This window comes from Paenibacillus sp. FSL R10-2736 (assembly GCF_038000245.1).
GTDB lineage: Bacteria > Bacillota > Bacilli > Paenibacillales > Paenibacillaceae > Paenibacillus_AQ > Paenibacillus_AQ phytohabitans.
In genome coordinates this window covers 448,234-466,612 of sequence record NZ_JBBOBN010000002.1, presented here as the reverse complement: position 1 = coordinate 466,612, position 18,379 = coordinate 448,234, and the positions used below count along the sequence as shown (strand labels likewise).

Below are 18,379 nucleotides of genomic sequence, written 5' to 3'. Positions count from 1 at the left end.
TTAAACGGAAAATAGTGAGGTGAAGAGATGGAGAGACTGGTTTATCTGGATCATGCAGCAACCTCGTGGCCTAAGCCGCCTGCAGTGGCTGCTGCAATGATGGATGCTCTGGAGCATTCCGGGGCAAATGCCGGACGCGGTAACCACTCGCTGGCGATAGGTACAGGGCGCGTGCTGGTGCGGGCACGGGCTTTGCTGGCTCAACTGTTCGCTGTCTCCAATGCTCAGAATATTGCCTTTACCCATAACACAACCATGGGGCTAAATATGGCTATTAAGGGTACACTTCAACCAGGGGATCATGTGATTTCAACGATGACAGAACATAACTCTGTACGCAGACCCTTAGAGTATTTGCGCCGGATAATGGGTGTTGAAGTGGATTATTTACAGGTGGATGGTGAGGGGCAGGTTGATCTGCTAGAACTTCAAAATTCGTTCCGCCACAATACCAGAATGGTGGTTTGTAATCACAGCTCCAATCTGCTCGGGAGTATACTTCCTCTTGGGATTATCGGCGATATGGTTAAATCACACGGAGCTGTATTTCTGGTGGATGCTGCTCAGAGTGCGGGTTCACTAGATATAAATGTGCCGGAAATGAATATCGATCTGCTGGCTTTTCCGGGGCACAAAGGGTTGTTAGGACCTCAAGGGACCGGGGGGCTGTATATATCGCCACACTTAGATCTGGAGCCTCTGATGCACGGCGGAACAGGCAGCCAGTCGGAAAATAGTGATCAGCCCATGGTGCGGCCTGACCGCTATGAAGCGGGCACTCAGAACGCTGTTGGTGTAGCCGGGCTGCTGGCGGGTGTGAAGGAAATACTGGCCATGGGAACGGAACGGATTCATATGCAGGAATGGGAGCTGACGCAGAGGCTGATGGAAGGCTTGGCCGTCATCCCGGGGATTAGGATTCTCGGCCCTGGCCTGGGCATTCAGCGCAGTGGAATTGTAGCGTTTGTAGTGGAGGGACAAGAGTCAGCGGATATTGCCCATCGCCTGGACCGTGAATATAACATTGCTGTGCGTGCAGGCATGCATTGTACGCCGCTGGCCCATAAAGCCGCAGACACTTTGGAGAGTGGAGCGGTGAGGGCAAGTGTTGGTGTAAGCTCGACAGAAGAGGATGTTAACAGATTGCTGGATGCCATGGCCGAAATGTATGGTGCTTCACGAACAAGATAACAAGTGGATATGGCTTTGGCGTTCTTATAAAGGACGGTACCGTTTCGGCGGGAAATAGAAGGATAAGCTATCATGTGAAACCTGATGAATTTTTATATTTAGACAAAGGATGGTCCATATATGTCGGAATTAAATGAAGTAATAAGTGAACAGCTATCGGTGTTCCTTATGGGTTTTGCAGTGATAATTATTCTGCTGGCAATTGTTCTAATTATTCAAGGTGCCAAGATCCGCAAGATGCGGCGCAGATATGAAGCGATGATGACCGGGAACGGCATTGAGGATCTGGAGAGCCTGCTGGTAAACCTGAAGAACCAGGGAGATATGCTGGAGGATGGTCAGCGTGAGCATAAGGCGATGATTGAAGCCGCACAAGCCAAAATGCGGGGGATGAAGTCCAAGGTAGCCATGAAACGCTATAATGCCTTTGGAGAGCGCGGCAATGATCTGAGCTTCTCGCTTGCCATTCTGGATGACAACCATAGCGGAATTGTGCTGAGCAGTCTGCACAACCGCGAGAACTCATATATATACTCCAAACCGCTTGAAAAGGGAGAGTCGCAGTATCCCCTGTCTCCAGAGGAGAAGGAAGTTATTGCTCTCGCGCTGCAGCAGATCTAGCATGAAGGTTCCATTGCTTAAGTGCGGAGTATAGGCTGGAAGCAATGATATCGGATAATCTCATTACAAGGCTTAATCTCGTATTCTGCAGTACAAAATACTCCATGAAGCCGCCGACATTCACAATGCCTGTCAAATGGATATCACCTACTGGCGGGAGCTGCTTGTTGACCCCTGCTCCCGGCCGGAGGGGGCCGTCTACGACCTGGATGCAGCCAACGCTTGTTGACTGGCCCAGACAGGCATCAATTCCGATGATGAACGGGTTAGGGTGCTTCTGATAAATGAGGGAGAGAGTCTCCTCCAGGTTAACAGCATGAACTGGCTCGTCCAGCGTTCCGTAGAGATGGAATAAGGGGCTATGGAAGCGGGCAAGCGCAGTGCCGACCAGCGGTCCAAGTGAATCACCGGTAGAGCGGTCTGTGCCTACACAGACAATAACAATTGGTGTATCTGTACGTGTGCGTGAAAAGTGGAAAAGAAGCCGATGAGTAATCGCAGAATAGATATCGGGATCAGCATGTGATATTTTTAAACAGGATGGTTCTTGCAGGGATGAAGCTTTAGAAGAGAAATTCATATGATCTTCCTTTCTGTTCTGATGATCCTAGTATATGGATGAAAGTGGCTTTTTATACTATGGCGGCAATAGATAGGACGAATAGCCCAGAGGAGGCGCGGAGTGTGGAGGATGAACTGCTAATAGCCTTTGATTCGACCCAGCAGGCGCTGCGCGCTGAGATGCTGCTGGAATATGCGGAGATTGAAATTGATATATTTCCTACACCCAAGGAGATTACAGCCGGTTGCGCCATGTCGATCCAATTCTACCGGAGTGCATTGGAAGAGGTGCGGGTCATTGTGGCGGAGCAGAATGTAGAGATACGCGGGATCTTTGCCAAATCAAGTGATGGTATAGGATATGTGGAGGTTGTGGAGAAGGAGGGGCAGGATGAATAACTGGATGCTGGAAGTGACAACGCCGGGTCAGGCAGTCGACGAAGTGGTCCGCTTTAAGGATAGAATATGGGAATGGATAACCAATGCAGATATGTGGGCTACCGTGCTGTTTTCCGGGGTGCAGATTCTGCTGCTTTTTCTTGTGACCCGGGTGATTATTAAGGTAGTCTCCAATGTTATCGACCGTTCCCTGGAGAGGGAGACGCGGGGAAGGCGCTTAGCGAATAACCGCCGATTCTCAACAGTAGGCGGACTTATGAAAAATGTGGTTGCCTTCATCTGTAATTTTGTCATGATTATGATGATTCTGTCTGTATTCCAATTCGATCTGAAACCGCTGCTGGCCGGGGCCGGAGTTGTGGGGCTGGCGATAGGGTTCGGCGCACAAAGTTTGGTCAAAGATGTAATTACCGGTTTCTTCATCATCTTCGAGGATCAATTTGCAGTAGGCGATGTCATCCAGAGTGGAACCTATAAAGGTACGGTAGAAATGATTGGCCTGAGAACGACCCGGCTGCTGAGTGCGACAGGGGAAGTGCATATCATACCGAATGGCACGATTGTAAACGTTACGAATTATTCGCTGGCTAATGCCCTGGCGGTGGTGGATGTGCCTGTCAAAATAGAGCGGGGTTTAGAAGCAACACTTGCACTGATTGGAGAAGCGCTTAAGGGGATAGAGGAACGGAACCCCAGTGTAATTGACTATCCCAATGTGCTGGGTATTCAGTCGATGAGTACTTCGGAGTATGTAATCCGGGTGGCGGCTAATTGCATGCCTAACGCCAGAGATTCCGCAGAGCGGCAGATTCAGAGTGATATTAAGCAGGCCCTGGAGCAGCAAAGCGCTTTGGAAGCAGCCAAGGCAGAGCAGGAGGCTCGTGTGCAGGCAGACAGGGAGGCAAGGGAGGCTGAAGCGGCTCAAGAGGAGGAACTCTCTGAGAGCTCCCGTAGAGCCCGTGAGGAGCAACAGGCAAGTCCGAGAAGACAGATAGCTGCTGCGCAAGAGGGAGAGGAAGGGGAAGAAGAATAATGGAACGCAAAGTATTCGGGCTGGGTGATATTGTACAGATGAAGAAGCCGCATCCCTGCGGAACGAACGAGATGGAGATTATCCGTATGGGAATGGATATCCGGATTAAATGTACCGGCTGTCAGCATAGCGTCCTAATCCCCCGTGCTAAATTCGAAAAAAACATGAAGAAGGTTCTTCATTCTGCAAAGAGCGGAGCCGAAAACAATTAAGCTTGCAGCAGAGGTAAAGCGCTAGTGCAAATAGCTTGCAATTGTAACTTTGGCATGATACAATAATTCTTGCTGCGGAGAGGTACCCAAGAGGCCCAAGGGGGCTGACTCGAAATCAGTTAGGCGTGTCACAGCGTGCGTGGGTTCGAATCCCACCCTCTCCGCCACTTCAGCATTATATACATTAACTACTATCCCTTCGTTCAGGTGACGAAGGTTTTTTTATTTCTGCATGAAGACATACAAAAAGAGAGACCTTTGCAGGTCTCTCTCCAGAGGCAGTACATCAATGATGTTTGGAAATCTCTGTCTGTAGCCGCTAAAGTGAAACAGGTTGTGCCAGGCTGTTTTTTTTAGGAACAGCCTTTACTCTCCCCGGGTTACAATAGTTGCTGATTCAGAATCCCTGTGATTGTGTTCGTCTACGACGTTCAACGGAACCACACCTCTCTTTTGTACTGCCTGAGTATAGTATGTGCAGCCGGACAGGTTTTATACATGCGATGCGATTGGTTAATTAATGCACGCGTGCTTTCTCGACTTTTTTCCACTTGCGGTTCTGATTGGAGGTCTCAGGAAACGTGTCGCCCTTCTCCATTTCAATCCGCTTGGGATTCTGGATCTCGGTATGGAAGCTGCGCGCCTCGCCTACTTCTGTATAAACCCCCGGATTGGGGGCTTTATCGCCCTTTTCGTACTCTGTTTTCTCGCCCATAGTATGATAAGCCTCCTTCTGTAAAGTGGTGAAGCGGTTATATTGTGGCCTTGCAGAGACATCTTCATGTAATTAATATCGGTCCATGATCTGGTGCGTATGAATAAAGCTTGCATTCATCAGTGGGATTTGGTATATTGATTTGGTGCGAGTCTATGTTTGTGCTCGTTCCTTGCTCCTGACGTGATCAGGGGCCTCAGACCATAAGGAGGTGAAAATTATGCGCAAATATGAAGTCATGTACATTATTCGTCCTGACATTGAACAAGAAGCCGTTCAAGCAGCAGTCGAAAAATTCCAAGGCATCATCTCCAACGGCGGAGAAATTACAAAGCACGATGTGCAAGGTAAACGCCGTCTTGCGTATGAGATCAAGAAATTCCGTGATGGCGTTTATGTTTTGGTTAACTTCAATGCAGAACCTGCAGTAGTTACCGAATTGGAACGTCTCATGAAGATTTCCGACGAAGTAATTCGTTATCTCATTACGAACGACGTTGCCTAAGATATTGACAAGCTTTGTAACGAATCGCGCTATAAGGAGGGGATTGAATTGTTGAACCGTATCATTCTGATCGGTCGGTTGACCCGTGACCCGGAACTTCGTTATACTCCCGCTGGTGTTGCCGTAACGCAGTTTACGCTTGCCGTAGACCGCAACTTTACGGGCCAGAACGGTGAACGCGAAGCGGACTTTATCCCGGTAGTAACCTGGAGACAGCTGGCTGAGACCTGTGCCAATTACTTGCGCAAAGGACGACTGGCAGCCGTAGAAGGACGCATCCAAGTACGGAATTACGAGAATAATGAAGGTAAACGTGTATACGTCACTGAAGTTATTGCTGATAATGTCCGATTCCTGGAATCCTCGCAGAACCGTGAAGGCGGAAATGCACCAAGTGGTGGAAGTACTCCCGAAGAGCCTGCCTTTGGTGGCGGCGGTAACGGCGGTAACAGTGCACGCGGAAATAACAACAATTTCTCGCGTAACAACAATACTCAAGATCCTTTTTCAGGCGATGGAAAACCGATCGATATATCGGACGATGATTTGCCATTTTAATAAGGAAGGACTGAACTGAACATGGCTTTTAAACCAAGAGAAGGCGCGGACAACGACAAAAGACCGGCACGTCGTGGTGGACGCAACAAGCGTAAAAAAGTGTGCTACTTCACTGTGAACAAGATTACTCACATTGACTATAAAGACACTGAGCTTCTTAAGAAGTTCATCAGCGAACGCGGAAAGATTTTGCCGCGTCGTGTAACTGGTACAAGTGCAAAATACCAACGCGCTCTGACCATTGCTGTAAAACGCTCGCGTCAAATCGCGCTGCTGCCTTACACAACGGAATAGGACGTTTTATGAAGCAGCCGGCTTAGCCGGCTGCTTTTTTGCATGCATACAAAAGAATTACCGCGGGCAAAAACTGTATAATAGGGGCAGAATACTGGCTAGGCCATTTAAATAAAACTTGGAGGAATGAACAATGATCAGCGCAAGTCCTTACATCATTATTGAGCACGTGCAGGAGTCTGTGGAGTACTACAAGAGCGTTTTTGGCGGAGAGATCAAGGTTCTGAATGAACATAATGGCAAGCTGCTGCATGCTGAGCTGCATTTGGGGCAGACACTGATTCATTTCTCCGATGATTACGGTAAAGGTGCCAAGACAGAGGATGTAAGTGTTATTCTGGGGCTGGACAACGAAGATGAGATGCGGGCGATTTATGAGAAACTGAGCTCAGAGGGCGGGCAGGTCAAGGTGGAGCTGCAAAAAACCTTCTTCGGCGCACTTCATGGACAGGTTGCCGACGGTAAAAACGGAATTACATGGGTAATGAATTGCTTTGCCGGCAATTGACAACCGGATTCCAGATGTAGTAAATTACAGGTATCCTATAACTAAAGGGGAAATTTTGATGTTGGTGAGCGTTCTTAACTAAGCAACTTCATATCATTCCGGCAGTAAGCCGCAGCGTGCTCCAATCATTGCCAGGAGCATGTCTTGTTAGACTATGTCCTGGTGACATCTCTGATTAGCAGCGGGCTGTAAGAATGAATGATTTAGTTAAGAACACACGCGAAGCGTCATGATGGCCTCTTTACGGCTATTATTCTCTTTGTGATTAACCGTGCTCTTTGCAGCACGGTTTTTTCTGTTTTCAGGAGCTTTTCATCCAGCGGGTGGGGCCAGTACCTGAAGCCAAAGAGGAGAATAGCATTCAAAAGAGGGCGAAGACTGCCGCAGTGGCGGGTCTTCGCCCTTTTTGCGTTAGGGAGCAAACCTGAAATACAGGCATCTATATAAGGAGGAATCAGAGTGAATCTACAGAGTATGAACACCTTGGAATACGAGACAATCAAACAGGAGTTAATGCGCCATGCCGTATCCTATGAAGGGAGAAGATATGTGAGCGAGCTTGCGCCGATGACCTATCTGCCGGCCATACACCGTGCACTGGATGAAGCGGACGAAGCCAAAGAGCTGCTGGAGCGGGGGGCGAGTGTGCCCATTCCGTCACTGGAAGGCATTGAGTGGGTTCTGTCACTGCTTGGAACCGGTTATCTGTACAATGAGCAGGATTTCACCGCAGTATCCGTGTTCCTGCACAGCTGTGGACAGCTGCGTAAGTATATGGCTTCCAAGGAGCACAGTGCACCGCGTATTGCTGCTTACGGAGCTTCTCTGCAGGAGCTGAGTTCTGTCAGGGATGAGATCGAACGTTGTATCCGGCTGGGTGTTATTGACGATCAGGCCAGTAAAGGACTGGAGCGGGTGCGCAAACGGCTGGCTGTGGCCAAGGATCGTCTGCAACGAAAGCTGGAGAGTATTATGGCGCGCCATAAGTCCATCCTCCAGGAGAGTCTGATCAGCATGCGCGGCGGCCGGTATGTGATTCCGGTGAAACGGGAGTATCACAAGCAAATCAAGGGCTCCGTGCTGGATCAATCGACCAGCGGGCAGACCGTCTTCGTGGAGCCGGACGAGGTGGCCTCCCTTCAGGGAGAGATTGAGCTATTGTCAGCTGATGAAGCCCGGGAGGAAGGAATCATCCTAAGTATGCTTACAGGGCTGCTAGAGCAGGAACAGGCTGCTCTGCGGCTGAATATTGAAGTAACCGGCACCTATGATTTCATCTTCGCCAAGGGGAAGTATGCCAGGGTTCTTAATGCCCGGACTGTCTCTCTGAATGAACGCGGCTTCCTGCGGATGAATGGAGGCAGGCATCCTCTGCTCAAAGATATGGTGCCGGTCAGCCTGGAGTTTGGTCAGGGCTACAAATCTCTGATCGTAACCGGCCCCAATACAGGCGGCAAAACGGTAGTACTCAAAACGCTGGGCCTGCTGTCGTTGATGGCACAATCCGGTCTGCTGGTGCCGGTTGCGCCGGGCAGTGATTTTACCGTGTTCAGCAATGTAATTAGCGTAATTGGCGATGGTCAGAGTCTGACGCAGTCGCTCAGTACCTTCTCTGCACAGATGAAGAGTATAGAAGGAATGCTAAGTGATGCCGGCAGAGGCGTGCTGCTGCTGATTGATGAGCTGGCGGCAGGTACGGATCCCGGGGAAGGGTTCGCCCTATCGATTGCTATTCTGGAGGAGCTGAACCGTAAAGGCGCTAATATTGTGGTAACCACCCACTTCAACGAACTTAAGGTATTTGCTGCAGCTACACCGGGATTTCAGAATGCACGGATGGAGTTCGATAAAGAGACTCTGCAGCCGCTGTACCGGCTGACGATTGGCGAAGCGGGCGAGAGCTATGCCTTGCAGATAGCCGAGCAGCTCGGCATAAACAAACCGGTTATTGAGCGCGCCAAACAGCTTGTAGCCGAGCAGCAGGAGCATAGAGGCAGCCAGAAGCCGTGGAGTAGCCCTTACAGACAGGAACAGAGTTCGAGAGCTGCTGATGCTGAGAAGAGGAATGCTGCGTCTCAGAGCGGCAATCCGGATCAAAACCGGGATGATGCAGCTGATGCGGGGCACAGCGTGCCGGCGGCGAAGCCTGATTTTGAAGTGGGAGACGCTGTTTACGTCACTACGCTGGGGCGAACGGGAATTGTATATATGAAGAAGGATAGCCGGGGGATGGTCGGAGTGATGATCCAGAAACAGAAAATAACCGTAAACCATAAGCGTTTGAAGCCATATCTGTCCAAAGAGGAGCTATACCCGGCGGATTATGATTTTGATATTATTTTCGAGAGCAAGGATACCCGCAAGAAGCGCAAACTGATGCAGAAGAGGCATGTTGAAGGCCTTAGCATCATACATCCCGAGGAGGAAAAATAAGTGTGATTACTCCAGAAGTCTGCCCGTCAGGGCAGGCTTTTTTCACATTTCACGGGGGCTTCTGCAGACCAAATAGAAATTAAAGGCTTCACTTTAGAGCCAATATTGGTTATCCTCTATTATGTGGCATATTCAAATGTCCATGAGCTGAACAATCAGAGTTATAGTAAAATTCAGTGTAGTAACCGCTTACATAAAGTCTGATGGAACCCGGGAGGGAAGAAATATATGTCAAAACATATCATCGGCCGGCTAATGCTTCCGCTTATGCTTGCGGTGGCGTTGTCTGCATGCAGCGGGCCAAGCCCGGGCGCCCAGTCTTATATGACGCGCTTAAGCAAAACAGCCGATGAACCTATAGCAGGCGGGACAGTAACCTATGGATATTCATCTGCGTTTCAGGGCAATTTCGAACCGGCCTTTATTGAAGGGGAAGACGATGCGAATGTGCTTGAATTCACTACGGAAGCCATGTTCAAAGTCAACGATGACCTGTCTACGGCTCCTAACATTGCCACTTGGCAGGAATCCGAGGATCATACGGTATTTACGTTCACCATCAAACCTGGTGTCCGCTGGCATAACGGCGATGAGCTGACCGTGGAGGACTGGAAGTTTGCCTTGGAGACCATCGCCAGCCCGGATTATCCGGGCTCCAGGTATTATAGCGTGGAAATGATTAAGGGAGCCGAAGCTTACCACCTGGGGGAGGCCAAGGAAATCACCGGACTCAAGGTGATGGACCCGTATACGCTGCGTATTACGATGAATTCAGCGCGGGCGAACATGATCGATAACCTGTGGGCATATCCGATGAACAAAAGGTATTTCGAGGGCGTCGCAGTGAAGGATATGTTGGACAGTGATCAGGTACGTAAGCAGCCTATTGGCACCGGTCCTTTCATGATTAAGGCTATTGTGCCGGGTGAGAGTGTCGAAATGATACGGTTCGATGATTATTATAAAGGGAAAGCTCTGCTGGACGGAGTAACCTACAAGGTCATTGACAGCAAGGACATGACGGCACTGCTTGAAGCCGGAAGCATCGATATCGGGAGCCTTCCGCGGGATGCTTACCAGGCTGCAGGGCAGCTGAACAATGTGGAGATCAAAGTGACACCAGGGCTGTCTTATGAATATATAGGGTTCAAGTTTGGACACTGGGATGATGAGAGCGGCCAGGTGGTGATGGATAATCCCAAATTCCAGGACAAACGTCTCCGCAAAGCGATGTATTATGCGCTTGACCGGCAAGGGATTATTGATAAATATTCCTATGGCCTGGGAACACTGATCGAGACCCCTATTCCCAGCTCAAGCTGGGCTAAGATTGATGACCAGGATATAGATACCTATGCTTATCTTCCGGAGAAGGCAGAGAACCTGCTGGATGAGGCAGGATATCTCGATACGGACGGAGACGGGCTCCGCGAGGATCCAAGCGGTAAGAAATTCACGATTCATTACGACGCGATGTCCGGCAGCAAAACAGCAGAGGCACGTTCTGCAGCGATTCTGCAGAACTGGCGTGATGTCGGGCTGAATGTTCAGTTAAACGGCGGCAGCCTGAAGGAGCTGAACAGCTTTTATGAAGCAGTAGAGTCCGATGATCCGTCCGTAGAGCTATTTAACGGTGTATGGGGGCTGGCCAGCGACCCCGATCCTTCGGGCTTATGGAGGGCAACCGATTCGTGGAATTATCCGCGGTGGACGTCCAAGCGCAGCGAGGAACTCATCCGTGACGGGGTAAGCCTGAAAGCCTACGACCAGGATTTCCGCAAAGAGGCATATTATGAATGGCAGAAGCTGATTAATGACGAGGTTCCGATGATCTTTTTCTCCGAACGCTCTAATATTACCGCGGTTAATAAACGCCTCCAGGGTGTATCTACGAACGCGATCAGCAATATACGTGATCCGCAGAACTGGTGGATCAAGGAAATCGATTAGATAAATAATGACGGTCCGATCTGTTGCCTAGGCAGGCAGTGCGGGCCGTCATTTTTTATTATTTTCTGGAAATGAGCATCAAAACGGATTTTCCTGCGTCATATACTTTAAGGAATACAGGCGGCTATCGCGCCGATGCTGTCGTTATTTGTTGTTTCTTTTTAGGTGTGAAGTGATTACAATAGAAATATTGTTTATGTGTCAAAGCAGTTTTCCAGGTTTATTCTACAATTAGAACGACCCGAATCCCGGAAAGGGGGAACCATATCCTTAAGCAGGGCAGCGCATAGCAGCAAGAAGAGCCCAGTCATGACTGTCTGAAAGTCCAGGCAGGCATTGTAAATAGAGCACGGCAATCATATGTACAATCCACCATAAAGAAGGAATTATAATTATGAAAAAAATAAAAAAACTGAAGAAAAGATACATTGCACTCATTGTAGCCCTGGTCATTGTAGCCGGAGGATTTTTGTTCCAGAAGCCGCTCGCGGTGCTGGCCTTTGACCTCTTTTTGTCGGATCAGGTGGAAACCAAGCTGGCGGAAGAATCCTACCAGCCTTTGGAGAATAACGGTACAACTACCACAACGGTTAAACCTGCCCCGGTAGTATTCAAAAGCGACCCGTTCTCTTTAATGCTCCTGGGTACAGACCAGCGGGGCAATGAAGTGGCCAGGTCCGATACGATGATCTATGCCGTTATCCGTCCGGAGGATTATAAGATTCTGCTGATCTCAATCCCCCGGGACACCTACACGGAAATTATCGGGCATGGTGACAATAAGAAGGACAAAATCACGCATGCCTATGCTTTTGGCGGCCAGCAAATGGCTAAAGATACCTTGGAAGCATTACTGGGACATGATATTCAATATTATGCCACAATTAATTTCCAGGGCCTGAAGGATGCGGTTGACGCTATTGGCGGTGTTCCGCTGCCGATCAAGAAGGATATTGTCAACAAAGGTGCGGATCATGAGAAATTCACCATTAAGGCCAATAAGTCGAATTACAGTGGTGAAGAGGCGCTTAACTATACCCGTTACCGCGAGGATAGCGATTTCAACCGGACCAAACGCCAGCAGGTATTTATCGATGTGGTAGCGAATAAAATGTTATCAATCAGCCAAATCGGCAACATCCCGGAGCTGCTGGATATTATGGGCGATAATTTCAAAACAGACATACAGCCTTCAACGATCATCAGTCTGGCCAAGAAATTCATGGGCGGCAAGGATATGGATATCTCCAGCTTCACGGTGATGGGCGAAGGCGAACGCATCAATGGCGTGTATTACGATATTGTTGATGAAGAGGATCTGAGTGAAGCTAAGGCCATGATCGATAACTGGATGAATGCCAGCACACCGGTGGACCAGCTAATTGAACCAGGCAAAGCAGAGAATGCCCTGGAGCCTGCGGCTACAGCTACAGCCCAGTAAGGGCGGACGCGTACATTCTGTCCCCCATAAAAACAGCAGCCATCCGCAAGGTTAATGGCTGCTGTTTATTGTCTTCATGGTATAATGAACTGGAACGAATTGCTGTCTCAGGCGTATAACTACGGTGGGCCTTGCAGCACGGAAGGTAGAGCATCATTCCTTCGGAACTCTTTGAGGAGGATCAAGAGATGAATATTGCGTTTTTTTTACTTCCGAAACAGGAGGTAGCTTGCGTTACACTGGATTCGACGCTGCGCCAGACCTTGGAACGGATGGAGTTTCACCGCTATACCGCAGTGCCGATTCTGAACCGGAACGGGGAATATGCCGGAACAGTCACAGAAGGTGATTTGCTCTGGTACATGAAGGAGTCGGGCGGCGCCGTTACTTTTGAGAATGCTTCCAAATATCTGCTTAAGGATGTACCGCTGCGGATGAATAATCTGCCAGTATCCATTGATGCGGATATGGAGGACTTGATTAACCTGGCCAAAGTACAGAACTTTGTACCTGTAGTTGACGACATGAAACGGTTCATTGGTATTGTACGCCGGAGTCAGATCATCGAATATTGCGAAAAGGTTGTCTCGCGGCAATCCCAGGAATCGTTATAACCTCATCCATATGGCGACAAATGCTTAAGGAACCAAGGCCTGTATTTCCGGCGTAACGGAATGCGGGCCTTTTTTGAAAGGCGGGCTGTAGATACCTTCCGGTGTGCCTGTAAAGTCCATGAATTACACCCGGATCAAAGGATCCGCTATGCGGATGATCCGGGAGGCTGGCGTCCGTGTGGCTCGGAAATATTTATGCTATAATGGAGAATAATGCTTTTTGCCGGAGGTAGAGAGACGTGCCCAATGTGCCGAAGGACCTGGACGTGGCCAAACGCGCCAAGGTAATTGAGTGGTTAAAGACCGAAGTAATCGATCAAGTCTCACGGTTATTCAAAGCGTTGTGGGAAGGCAGTACCGCCCGTGTAGGCGACAGCCTGGCCAGCCTGATTATGAGCTCATATATATTGGGGCGCAGACTTGGTATCCCTTATCGTGAACTGGATGACTTGCTGATGGAGAAGCTGAGAAAGCACAGGCAGGAAGGCCATCAGCTGGAAGAATGGTACCAGGATATATCTGCACTAGAAGAACATATGCGTAAGAGGTGAATACTGTTGAAATTTCGCTGGACATCTGTGGCTTGGAGCATAGCTTATCTGCTGCTGCTGTTATCCCTGTCCACCCCATTACTGCTTATCACGACGCTGTTTATGATTATCCCGGCCATTGTGCTCTTTACGACTCTTAGCACGAAGCAGTTTATTCTGCATATAGTGCCGGTCCTGCTGATTGTGGGCCTGATTACACCGTTTTACGTATTGATAGCTATTTATTTCCTGATACCGGCCCTTGTAATGGGACGCCGGTATAAGAAACGCGCATCAGCGATGTCTACGCTAATTGCCGGTATGGTCGCAGTATTAGGTGAATTCCTGCTGATTCTGTTAATCAGTACTACATTCCTGCAGTTTAACTTGTACGATTATGTATACGATGTTCTGCAGACTTATACGGACTGGCTGGCCACTATGGGGGCAAGCAATCCTCTGCTCTCCGAGATCACCATTTCATCGGATCAGATTGGCATGATGAGCTGGTTGACCATCCAGGCTATTCCGATGACGCTCATCCTTAGCGCATTCATCATAGCTGTCATTACGCATTCCATTGTCCGTCCGATTCTGAACAGCATGGAATACGCGGTGCCAAGACTGAAGCCTGCACGGGAGTGGAGACTGTCCAGAGCCTTCATCTGGTATTATCTGCTTGGCGTAGTGCTCAGCCTGCTCTTCGGCGGTGCGGACAGCGGCTTCATGCTGATGGTCTCGGCCAATCTGCTGCCGCTGCTGCAAATCGCATTCAAGATTCAAACCATCGGTTTCCTCTTCTTCCTCATACATGAACGGAAGTGGAGCAAGATAGTAGCGCTGCTGCTGGCGATACCTGTTATCGTCCTGCCGGGATTCTGGATTATCGGTGTTGTCGATCTGGCGTTTCCGCTGCGGGAGCTTGTGAAGAAATCGAAACGATAGGGTGAGAGCTCATGCCAAAATTTCTGCAAAGACGCTGGCACGGGTATCATACCGTGTGGGCGTTCTTGCTGCTGCTGGTCCTGATTATAGTGGTCAGTATCTATAACTGGGTCCTCGGTGTTGCCAGCCTCTTCCTGGCCGGCACATTGTGTTTCACCATGCTGCAGGCCGAGCTGTCGTTCCGCCGCAACCTTGTAGATTATATTAACGGCCTCTCCTTCCGCATTAAACGGGTGGAAGGAGAGGCTGTAAGTATGCTTCCCTTAGGGATTATCCTGTACAGTGAAGACCGTACTGTGGAGTGGAATAACCGCAATGCCAGCCAGATCTTCTCCCGCAAGACTCTTGTGGGTGAAGATATGCAGGAGCTGATGCCCGATGTCATTGCTTCTCTGAAGAATATACCGCAGAAGCGCGAACCCGCCAAAGACGGTGCGCTGAAGGATCACCGCCAGGAGATCACGGTCGATGACCGTTATTATCAGGTGGTGGTGATTCCAAGTGAACGTCTGCTCTATCTCTACGATATCACTGAGCTGGTGGTCCTGCGTGAGCGGTATGAGGAAGAAAAGCTGGCGATCGGTATTGTAATGATGGACAATCTGGATGAAGCGGCCCAGGGAATGGACGATCAGCAGCGCACATCGCTGATCGCGAAGGTAGCCAGCGAGATTACGGAGTGGAGCAAGCAGTTTGAAGTCTATCTGCGCCGCCTGTCTTCAGAGCGGTATCTGATGCTGCTGAACCACCGCAGTCTCCAGGCGCTGGAGGAGAGCCGGTTCGTTGTACTCGATGAGGTCCGCGAGATGACGGCTGATCTCAAGGTGCCGATGACGCTCAGCATAGGCCTTGCCTATGGCTCGGAATCGGCCAGTGAGCTCGGTGCTCTTGCCCAGTCGAGTCTGGATATGGCACTGGGCCGGGGCGGAGACCAGGCGGCTGTGAAGGCGGGCCAGCGGCTCTCCTTCTATGGCGGCAAGAGCAATGCCGCAGAGAAACGGACGAGGGTACGGGCACGGGTGATCGCCCACGCCCTGCGCGATTTGATGCAGGAGAGCGACCGGGTGCTGATTATGGGGCACAGGGTGCCTGATATCGACGCTGTAGGTGCAGCAATCGGCCTGCTCAAGGCCGCGCAGATGTACAATGTGGAAGCCAGTATTGTAATGGAGACGCCGAATCCGTCCATTACCCGCATGATGGAGCAGATCCGTAAGGATGAAGCGCTATACAAGACCTTCATCACGACAGAGCAGGCGCTGCAGGTTATGACGGAGCATACGCTGCTGATAGTTGTAGATACACATAAGGCTTCCATGACAATGGAGCCGCGGCTGGTGCAATACGCCAGCCGGATCGTAGTAGTGGACCATCACCGACGGGGAGAAGAGTTCATCAATGATGCAGTGCTCGTGTATCTGGAGCCTTACGCATCTTCAACCTGTGAGCTGGTGACCGAGCTGCTGCAGTATATTCACGACAAGATCAAGCTCAGTCCGCTGGAGGCTACCATGCTGCTGGCGGGTATCACGGTGGATACGAAGCATTTCGCGCTGCATACCGGGTCGCGGACCTTCGAGGCAGCCGGATTCCTGAGGCGTGTCGGGGCAGATACGATTCTGATTCAGCGCATGCTGAAGGAGGATCTGCAGGAGTATATCTCCAAGGCGGAGATTATCAAGCATGCGCGGATGGTATATGATCATATCGCGCTGGTGGTTACTGCGCCGGGAATGAAAATTCCACAGCTGCTGATTGCCCAGACGGCGGATACGCTGCTGGGAATGACAAATGTGGTTGCTTCATTCGTGATCAGTGAGCGGCCTGACGGCCTGATCGGCATCAGTGCCCGGTCACTGGGGCGGATGAATGTACAAGTGGTTATGGAGAAGCTGGGGGGCGGCGGACATCTATCCAATGCGGCTGTACAGCTTGAAGGAACCACTAAGGAAGCAGAAGCCAGACTGCTTGCAGTACTGGCCGAAATTGAATCGAAAGAGGGGCTATTCGAATGAAGGTCATTTTCATCAAGGATGTTAAGGGTCAAGGCAAGAAGGGGCAGGTTAAAGAGGTATCCGAAGGTTATGCAGCCAACTTCCTGCTGCCGCGCGGACTGGTTCGTCCGGCTACCGACGGCAATGTGAAGACGCTGGAGAACCAGGCGGCAGCGGAACAGCGCCGTAAGGACCAGGAGAAAGAGGAAGCTGTTCAGCTCGGCAAAAAGATTGATGAGCTGACCTTGACGCTGAAGGCCAAAGCGGGCGAAGGCGGCCGTCTGTTCGGGGCGATCACCAGCAAACAGATCGGCGAAACGCTGGCGGCTACGCAGGGAATCGTGATCGACAAGCGCAAGATTGAGCTGAGCGATCCGATCCGCCATGTAGGCACGTTCCAGGTAACAGTGAAGCTGCACACTGAAGTAAAGGCTAACCTCACGGTGCAGGTAACGGAGGAGTAGAATGGGTGGAGATCTCTTTTTCGATCGGGTTCCCCCGCAGAATCTAGAGGCAGAACAGGCCGTACTAGGTGCGGTTCTGCTGTCGGATGAAGCGCTTATTACCGCGATGGAGCGGGTGAATACCGAAGACTTCTACGACAAACCGCATCAGATGATATTTGAGGCGATGGTGCAGCTCGGAGAAGAGAGCCAGCCGATTGACCTGATTACATTGACATCCCGGCTCCAGGACAAGGGGGAGCTTGAGGATGTCGGCGGTGTCAGCTACTTGGCTAAGCTGGCGCATGCAGTACCGACTGCGGCCAACGTCGACTATTATGCACAGATTATAGAAGAGAAGGCGATGCTGCGGCGGCTGATCCGTACAGCAACGCAGATTGTCAGCGAAGGCTATACGGGCGGCGAAGATGTAGGCATCATGCTGAGTGATGCAGAGCGGCGGATCCTGGAGATCTCTAACCGCCGCAGCGGCAGCGGGTTCATTGCCATCCGTGATGTGCTGATGCAGGTATTCGACCGGGTGGAGCTGCTCCATCAGAACAAGGGCGGCACTTCGGGGATTCCTTCCGGGTTTGCCGATCTTGACCATATGACGAACGGTTTCCAGCGTAACGACTTAATCATTGTGGCTGCCCGTCCATCCGTAGGGAAGACGGCATTCGCCCTGAATATCGCCCAGAATGTTGCGGTCCGTGCCAAAGAGACCGTAGCGATCTTTAGTCTGGAAATGTCGGCGCCCCAGCTGGTACAGCGTATGATCTGCGCAGAAGCCAATCTGGACGCCAATATTATGCGTACCGGTGATTTCAAAAGCGATGATGACTGGTCCAAGCTGACCATGGGTATCCAGTCGTTGTCTGAGGCTGAAATTTATATCGATGATACACCCGGGGTTACCGTTACAGATATCCGCGCGAAATGCCGCCGGCTGAAGAAGGAAAAAGGCCTCGGCATGATCGTCATCGACTACCTGCAGCTGATCCAGGGCCGCGGCAAAGCCGGAGAGAACCGCCAGCAGGAAGTATCCGAAATCTCCCGTACCCTGAAGCAGATTGCCCGTGAGCTCGATGTTCCGGTTATTGCCCTGTCCCAGCTCAGCCGTGGTGTGGAGCAGCGTCAGGACAAACGGCCGATGATGAGTGACCTTCGTGAATCGGGTTCGATCGAGCAGGATGCCGATATCGTAGCGTTCCTGTACCGTGACGATTACTACAATCAGGACACCGAGAAGAAGAATATTATTGAAATCATCATTGCCAAACAGCGTAACGGTCCGGTAGGCACGGTAGAGCTGGTATTCCTCAAGAACTTTAACAAGTTCGTCAACTACGAGCGGGCACATGCGGAACCGTTCGCAGGTTAGGCGAATTTCGCACAATACACGAACGATCGCACATCTTCAACTGTGATC

Annotated in this window: 20 protein-coding genes and 1 tRNA gene; 19 read left to right on the top strand and 2 right to left on the bottom strand. The window is 50.5% G+C overall.

Features of this window, described 5'->3' with window-relative positions:
• Positions 1 to 27: 27 nt before the first annotated feature.
• Complete coding sequence (locus NSQ73_RS30130; RefSeq protein WP_340989900.1) at positions 28 to 1,191, top strand: aminotransferase class V-fold PLP-dependent enzyme; 1,164 nt, start codon at positions 28 to 30, stop codon at positions 1,189 to 1,191.
• A gap of 120 nt (positions 1,192 to 1,311) precedes the next feature.
• Positions 1,312 to 1,812, top strand: a complete 501-nt coding sequence (locus tag NSQ73_RS30125; protein WP_340989898.1) for a DUF4446 family protein — start codon at positions 1,312 to 1,314, stop codon at positions 1,810 to 1,812.
• Here NSQ73_RS30125 and yyaC read toward each other — a convergent pair.
• On the bottom strand, positions 1,784 to 2,392 hold the full coding sequence (yyaC, locus tag NSQ73_RS30120) for a spore protease YyaC (protein ID WP_039295795.1): 609 nt from the start codon (positions 2,390 to 2,392) through the stop codon (positions 1,784 to 1,786). The two genes, NSQ73_RS30125 and yyaC, sit on opposite strands and share 29 nt — an antisense overlap.
• A gap of 104 nt (positions 2,393 to 2,496) precedes the next feature.
• On the opposite strand from yyaC, the gene NSQ73_RS30115 reads away from it, so the two are divergent.
• From NSQ73_RS30115 to NSQ73_RS30100, 4 genes are all read left to right on the top strand, one after another.
• Entirely contained in the window at positions 2,497 to 2,772 is a 276-nt protein-coding gene (locus tag NSQ73_RS30115; RefSeq protein ID WP_340989896.1) for a DUF3343 domain-containing protein, read from the top strand.
• On the top strand, positions 2,765 to 3,805 hold the full coding sequence (locus NSQ73_RS30110; protein ID WP_340989895.1) for a mechanosensitive ion channel family protein: 1,041 nt from the start codon (positions 2,765 to 2,767) through the stop codon (positions 3,803 to 3,805). The genes NSQ73_RS30115 and NSQ73_RS30110 overlap by 8 nt, the downstream gene beginning before the upstream one ends.
• The gene (locus NSQ73_RS30105; protein WP_340989894.1) at positions 3,805 to 4,017 is read left to right on the top strand and encodes a DUF951 domain-containing protein; all 213 of its coding nucleotides are present in this window, start codon (positions 3,805 to 3,807) and stop codon (positions 4,015 to 4,017) included. Before NSQ73_RS30110 ends, NSQ73_RS30105 begins: the two co-directional genes overlap by 1 nt.
• 76 nt (positions 4,018 to 4,093) lie before the next feature.
• A tRNA-Ser gene (locus tag NSQ73_RS30100) sits at positions 4,094 to 4,184 on the top strand.
• Between the two features lie 350 nt (positions 4,185 to 4,534).
• Here the strand turns inward: NSQ73_RS30100 and NSQ73_RS30095 are convergent.
• Positions 4,535 to 4,732, bottom strand: coding sequence for a YjzC family protein (locus tag NSQ73_RS30095; RefSeq protein WP_039295806.1), 198 nt, complete (start codon positions 4,730 to 4,732; stop codon positions 4,535 to 4,537).
• A 220-nt stretch (positions 4,733 to 4,952) separates the two neighbouring features.
• Between NSQ73_RS30095 and rpsF the strand changes: the two genes are divergently transcribed.
• The 13 genes from rpsF (at position 4,953) to dnaB (ending at position 18,331) form a co-directional block, all read left to right on the top strand.
• The gene (rpsF, locus tag NSQ73_RS30090; protein WP_038598251.1) at positions 4,953 to 5,237 is read left to right on the top strand and encodes a 30S ribosomal protein S6; all 285 of its coding nucleotides are present in this window, start codon (positions 4,953 to 4,955) and stop codon (positions 5,235 to 5,237) included.
• 48 nt (positions 5,238 to 5,285) lie between these two features.
• Positions 5,286 to 5,795: a single-stranded DNA-binding protein gene (gene ssb / locus NSQ73_RS30085; RefSeq protein ID WP_039295814.1), complete on the top strand. Its 510-nt coding sequence runs from the start codon at positions 5,286 to 5,288 to the stop codon at positions 5,793 to 5,795.
• Between the two features lie 21 nt (positions 5,796 to 5,816).
• Positions 5,817 to 6,089, top strand: coding sequence for a 30S ribosomal protein S18 (gene rpsR / locus NSQ73_RS30080; RefSeq protein ID WP_036699837.1), 273 nt, complete (start codon positions 5,817 to 5,819; stop codon positions 6,087 to 6,089).
• Positions 6,090 to 6,222: 133 nt separating this feature from the next.
• Entirely contained in the window at positions 6,223 to 6,597 is a 375-nt protein-coding gene (locus NSQ73_RS30075) for a VOC family protein (RefSeq protein WP_340989893.1), read from the top strand.
• Between the two features lie 459 nt (positions 6,598 to 7,056).
• Complete coding sequence (locus tag NSQ73_RS30070; protein WP_340989890.1) at positions 7,057 to 9,030, top strand: endonuclease MutS2; 1,974 nt, start codon at positions 7,057 to 7,059, stop codon at positions 9,028 to 9,030.
• A 228-nt stretch (positions 9,031 to 9,258) separates the two neighbouring features.
• Complete coding sequence (opp4A, locus tag NSQ73_RS30065; protein WP_340989889.1) at positions 9,259 to 10,980, top strand: oligopeptide ABC transporter substrate-binding protein; 1,722 nt, start codon at positions 9,259 to 9,261, stop codon at positions 10,978 to 10,980.
• A gap of 394 nt (positions 10,981 to 11,374) precedes the next feature.
• A complete protein-coding gene (locus NSQ73_RS30060) occupies positions 11,375 to 12,421 on the top strand; it encodes an LCP family protein (protein ID WP_042241211.1) in 1,047 nt (348 codons plus the stop codon).
• A 188-nt stretch (positions 12,422 to 12,609) separates the two neighbouring features.
• Entirely contained in the window at positions 12,610 to 13,035 is a 426-nt protein-coding gene (locus tag NSQ73_RS30055) for a CBS domain-containing protein (protein ID WP_039295831.1), read from the top strand.
• A gap of 248 nt (positions 13,036 to 13,283) precedes the next feature.
• Entirely contained in the window at positions 13,284 to 13,586 is a 303-nt protein-coding gene (locus tag NSQ73_RS30050; protein ID WP_171717780.1) for a MazG-like family protein, read from the top strand.
• A 6-nt stretch (positions 13,587 to 13,592) separates the two neighbouring features.
• Positions 13,593 to 14,510, top strand: coding sequence for a DUF2232 domain-containing protein (locus NSQ73_RS30045; RefSeq protein ID WP_340989888.1), 918 nt, complete (start codon positions 13,593 to 13,595; stop codon positions 14,508 to 14,510).
• A gap of 11 nt (positions 14,511 to 14,521) precedes the next feature.
• A complete protein-coding gene (locus NSQ73_RS30040; protein WP_171717762.1) occupies positions 14,522 to 16,525 on the top strand; it encodes a DHH family phosphoesterase in 2,004 nt (667 codons plus the stop codon).
• Positions 16,522 to 16,968 (top strand): 50S ribosomal protein L9, encoded by a 447-nt coding sequence (rplI, locus tag NSQ73_RS30035; RefSeq protein WP_039295840.1) that lies wholly within the window; start codon positions 16,522 to 16,524, stop codon positions 16,966 to 16,968. The genes NSQ73_RS30040 and rplI overlap by 4 nt, the downstream gene beginning before the upstream one ends.
• A gap of 1 nt (position 16,969) precedes the next feature.
• On the top strand, positions 16,970 to 18,331 hold the full coding sequence (dnaB, locus tag NSQ73_RS30030; RefSeq protein WP_042140590.1) for a replicative DNA helicase: 1,362 nt from the start codon (positions 16,970 to 16,972) through the stop codon (positions 18,329 to 18,331).
• Positions 18,332 to 18,379 lie beyond the last annotated feature (48 nt).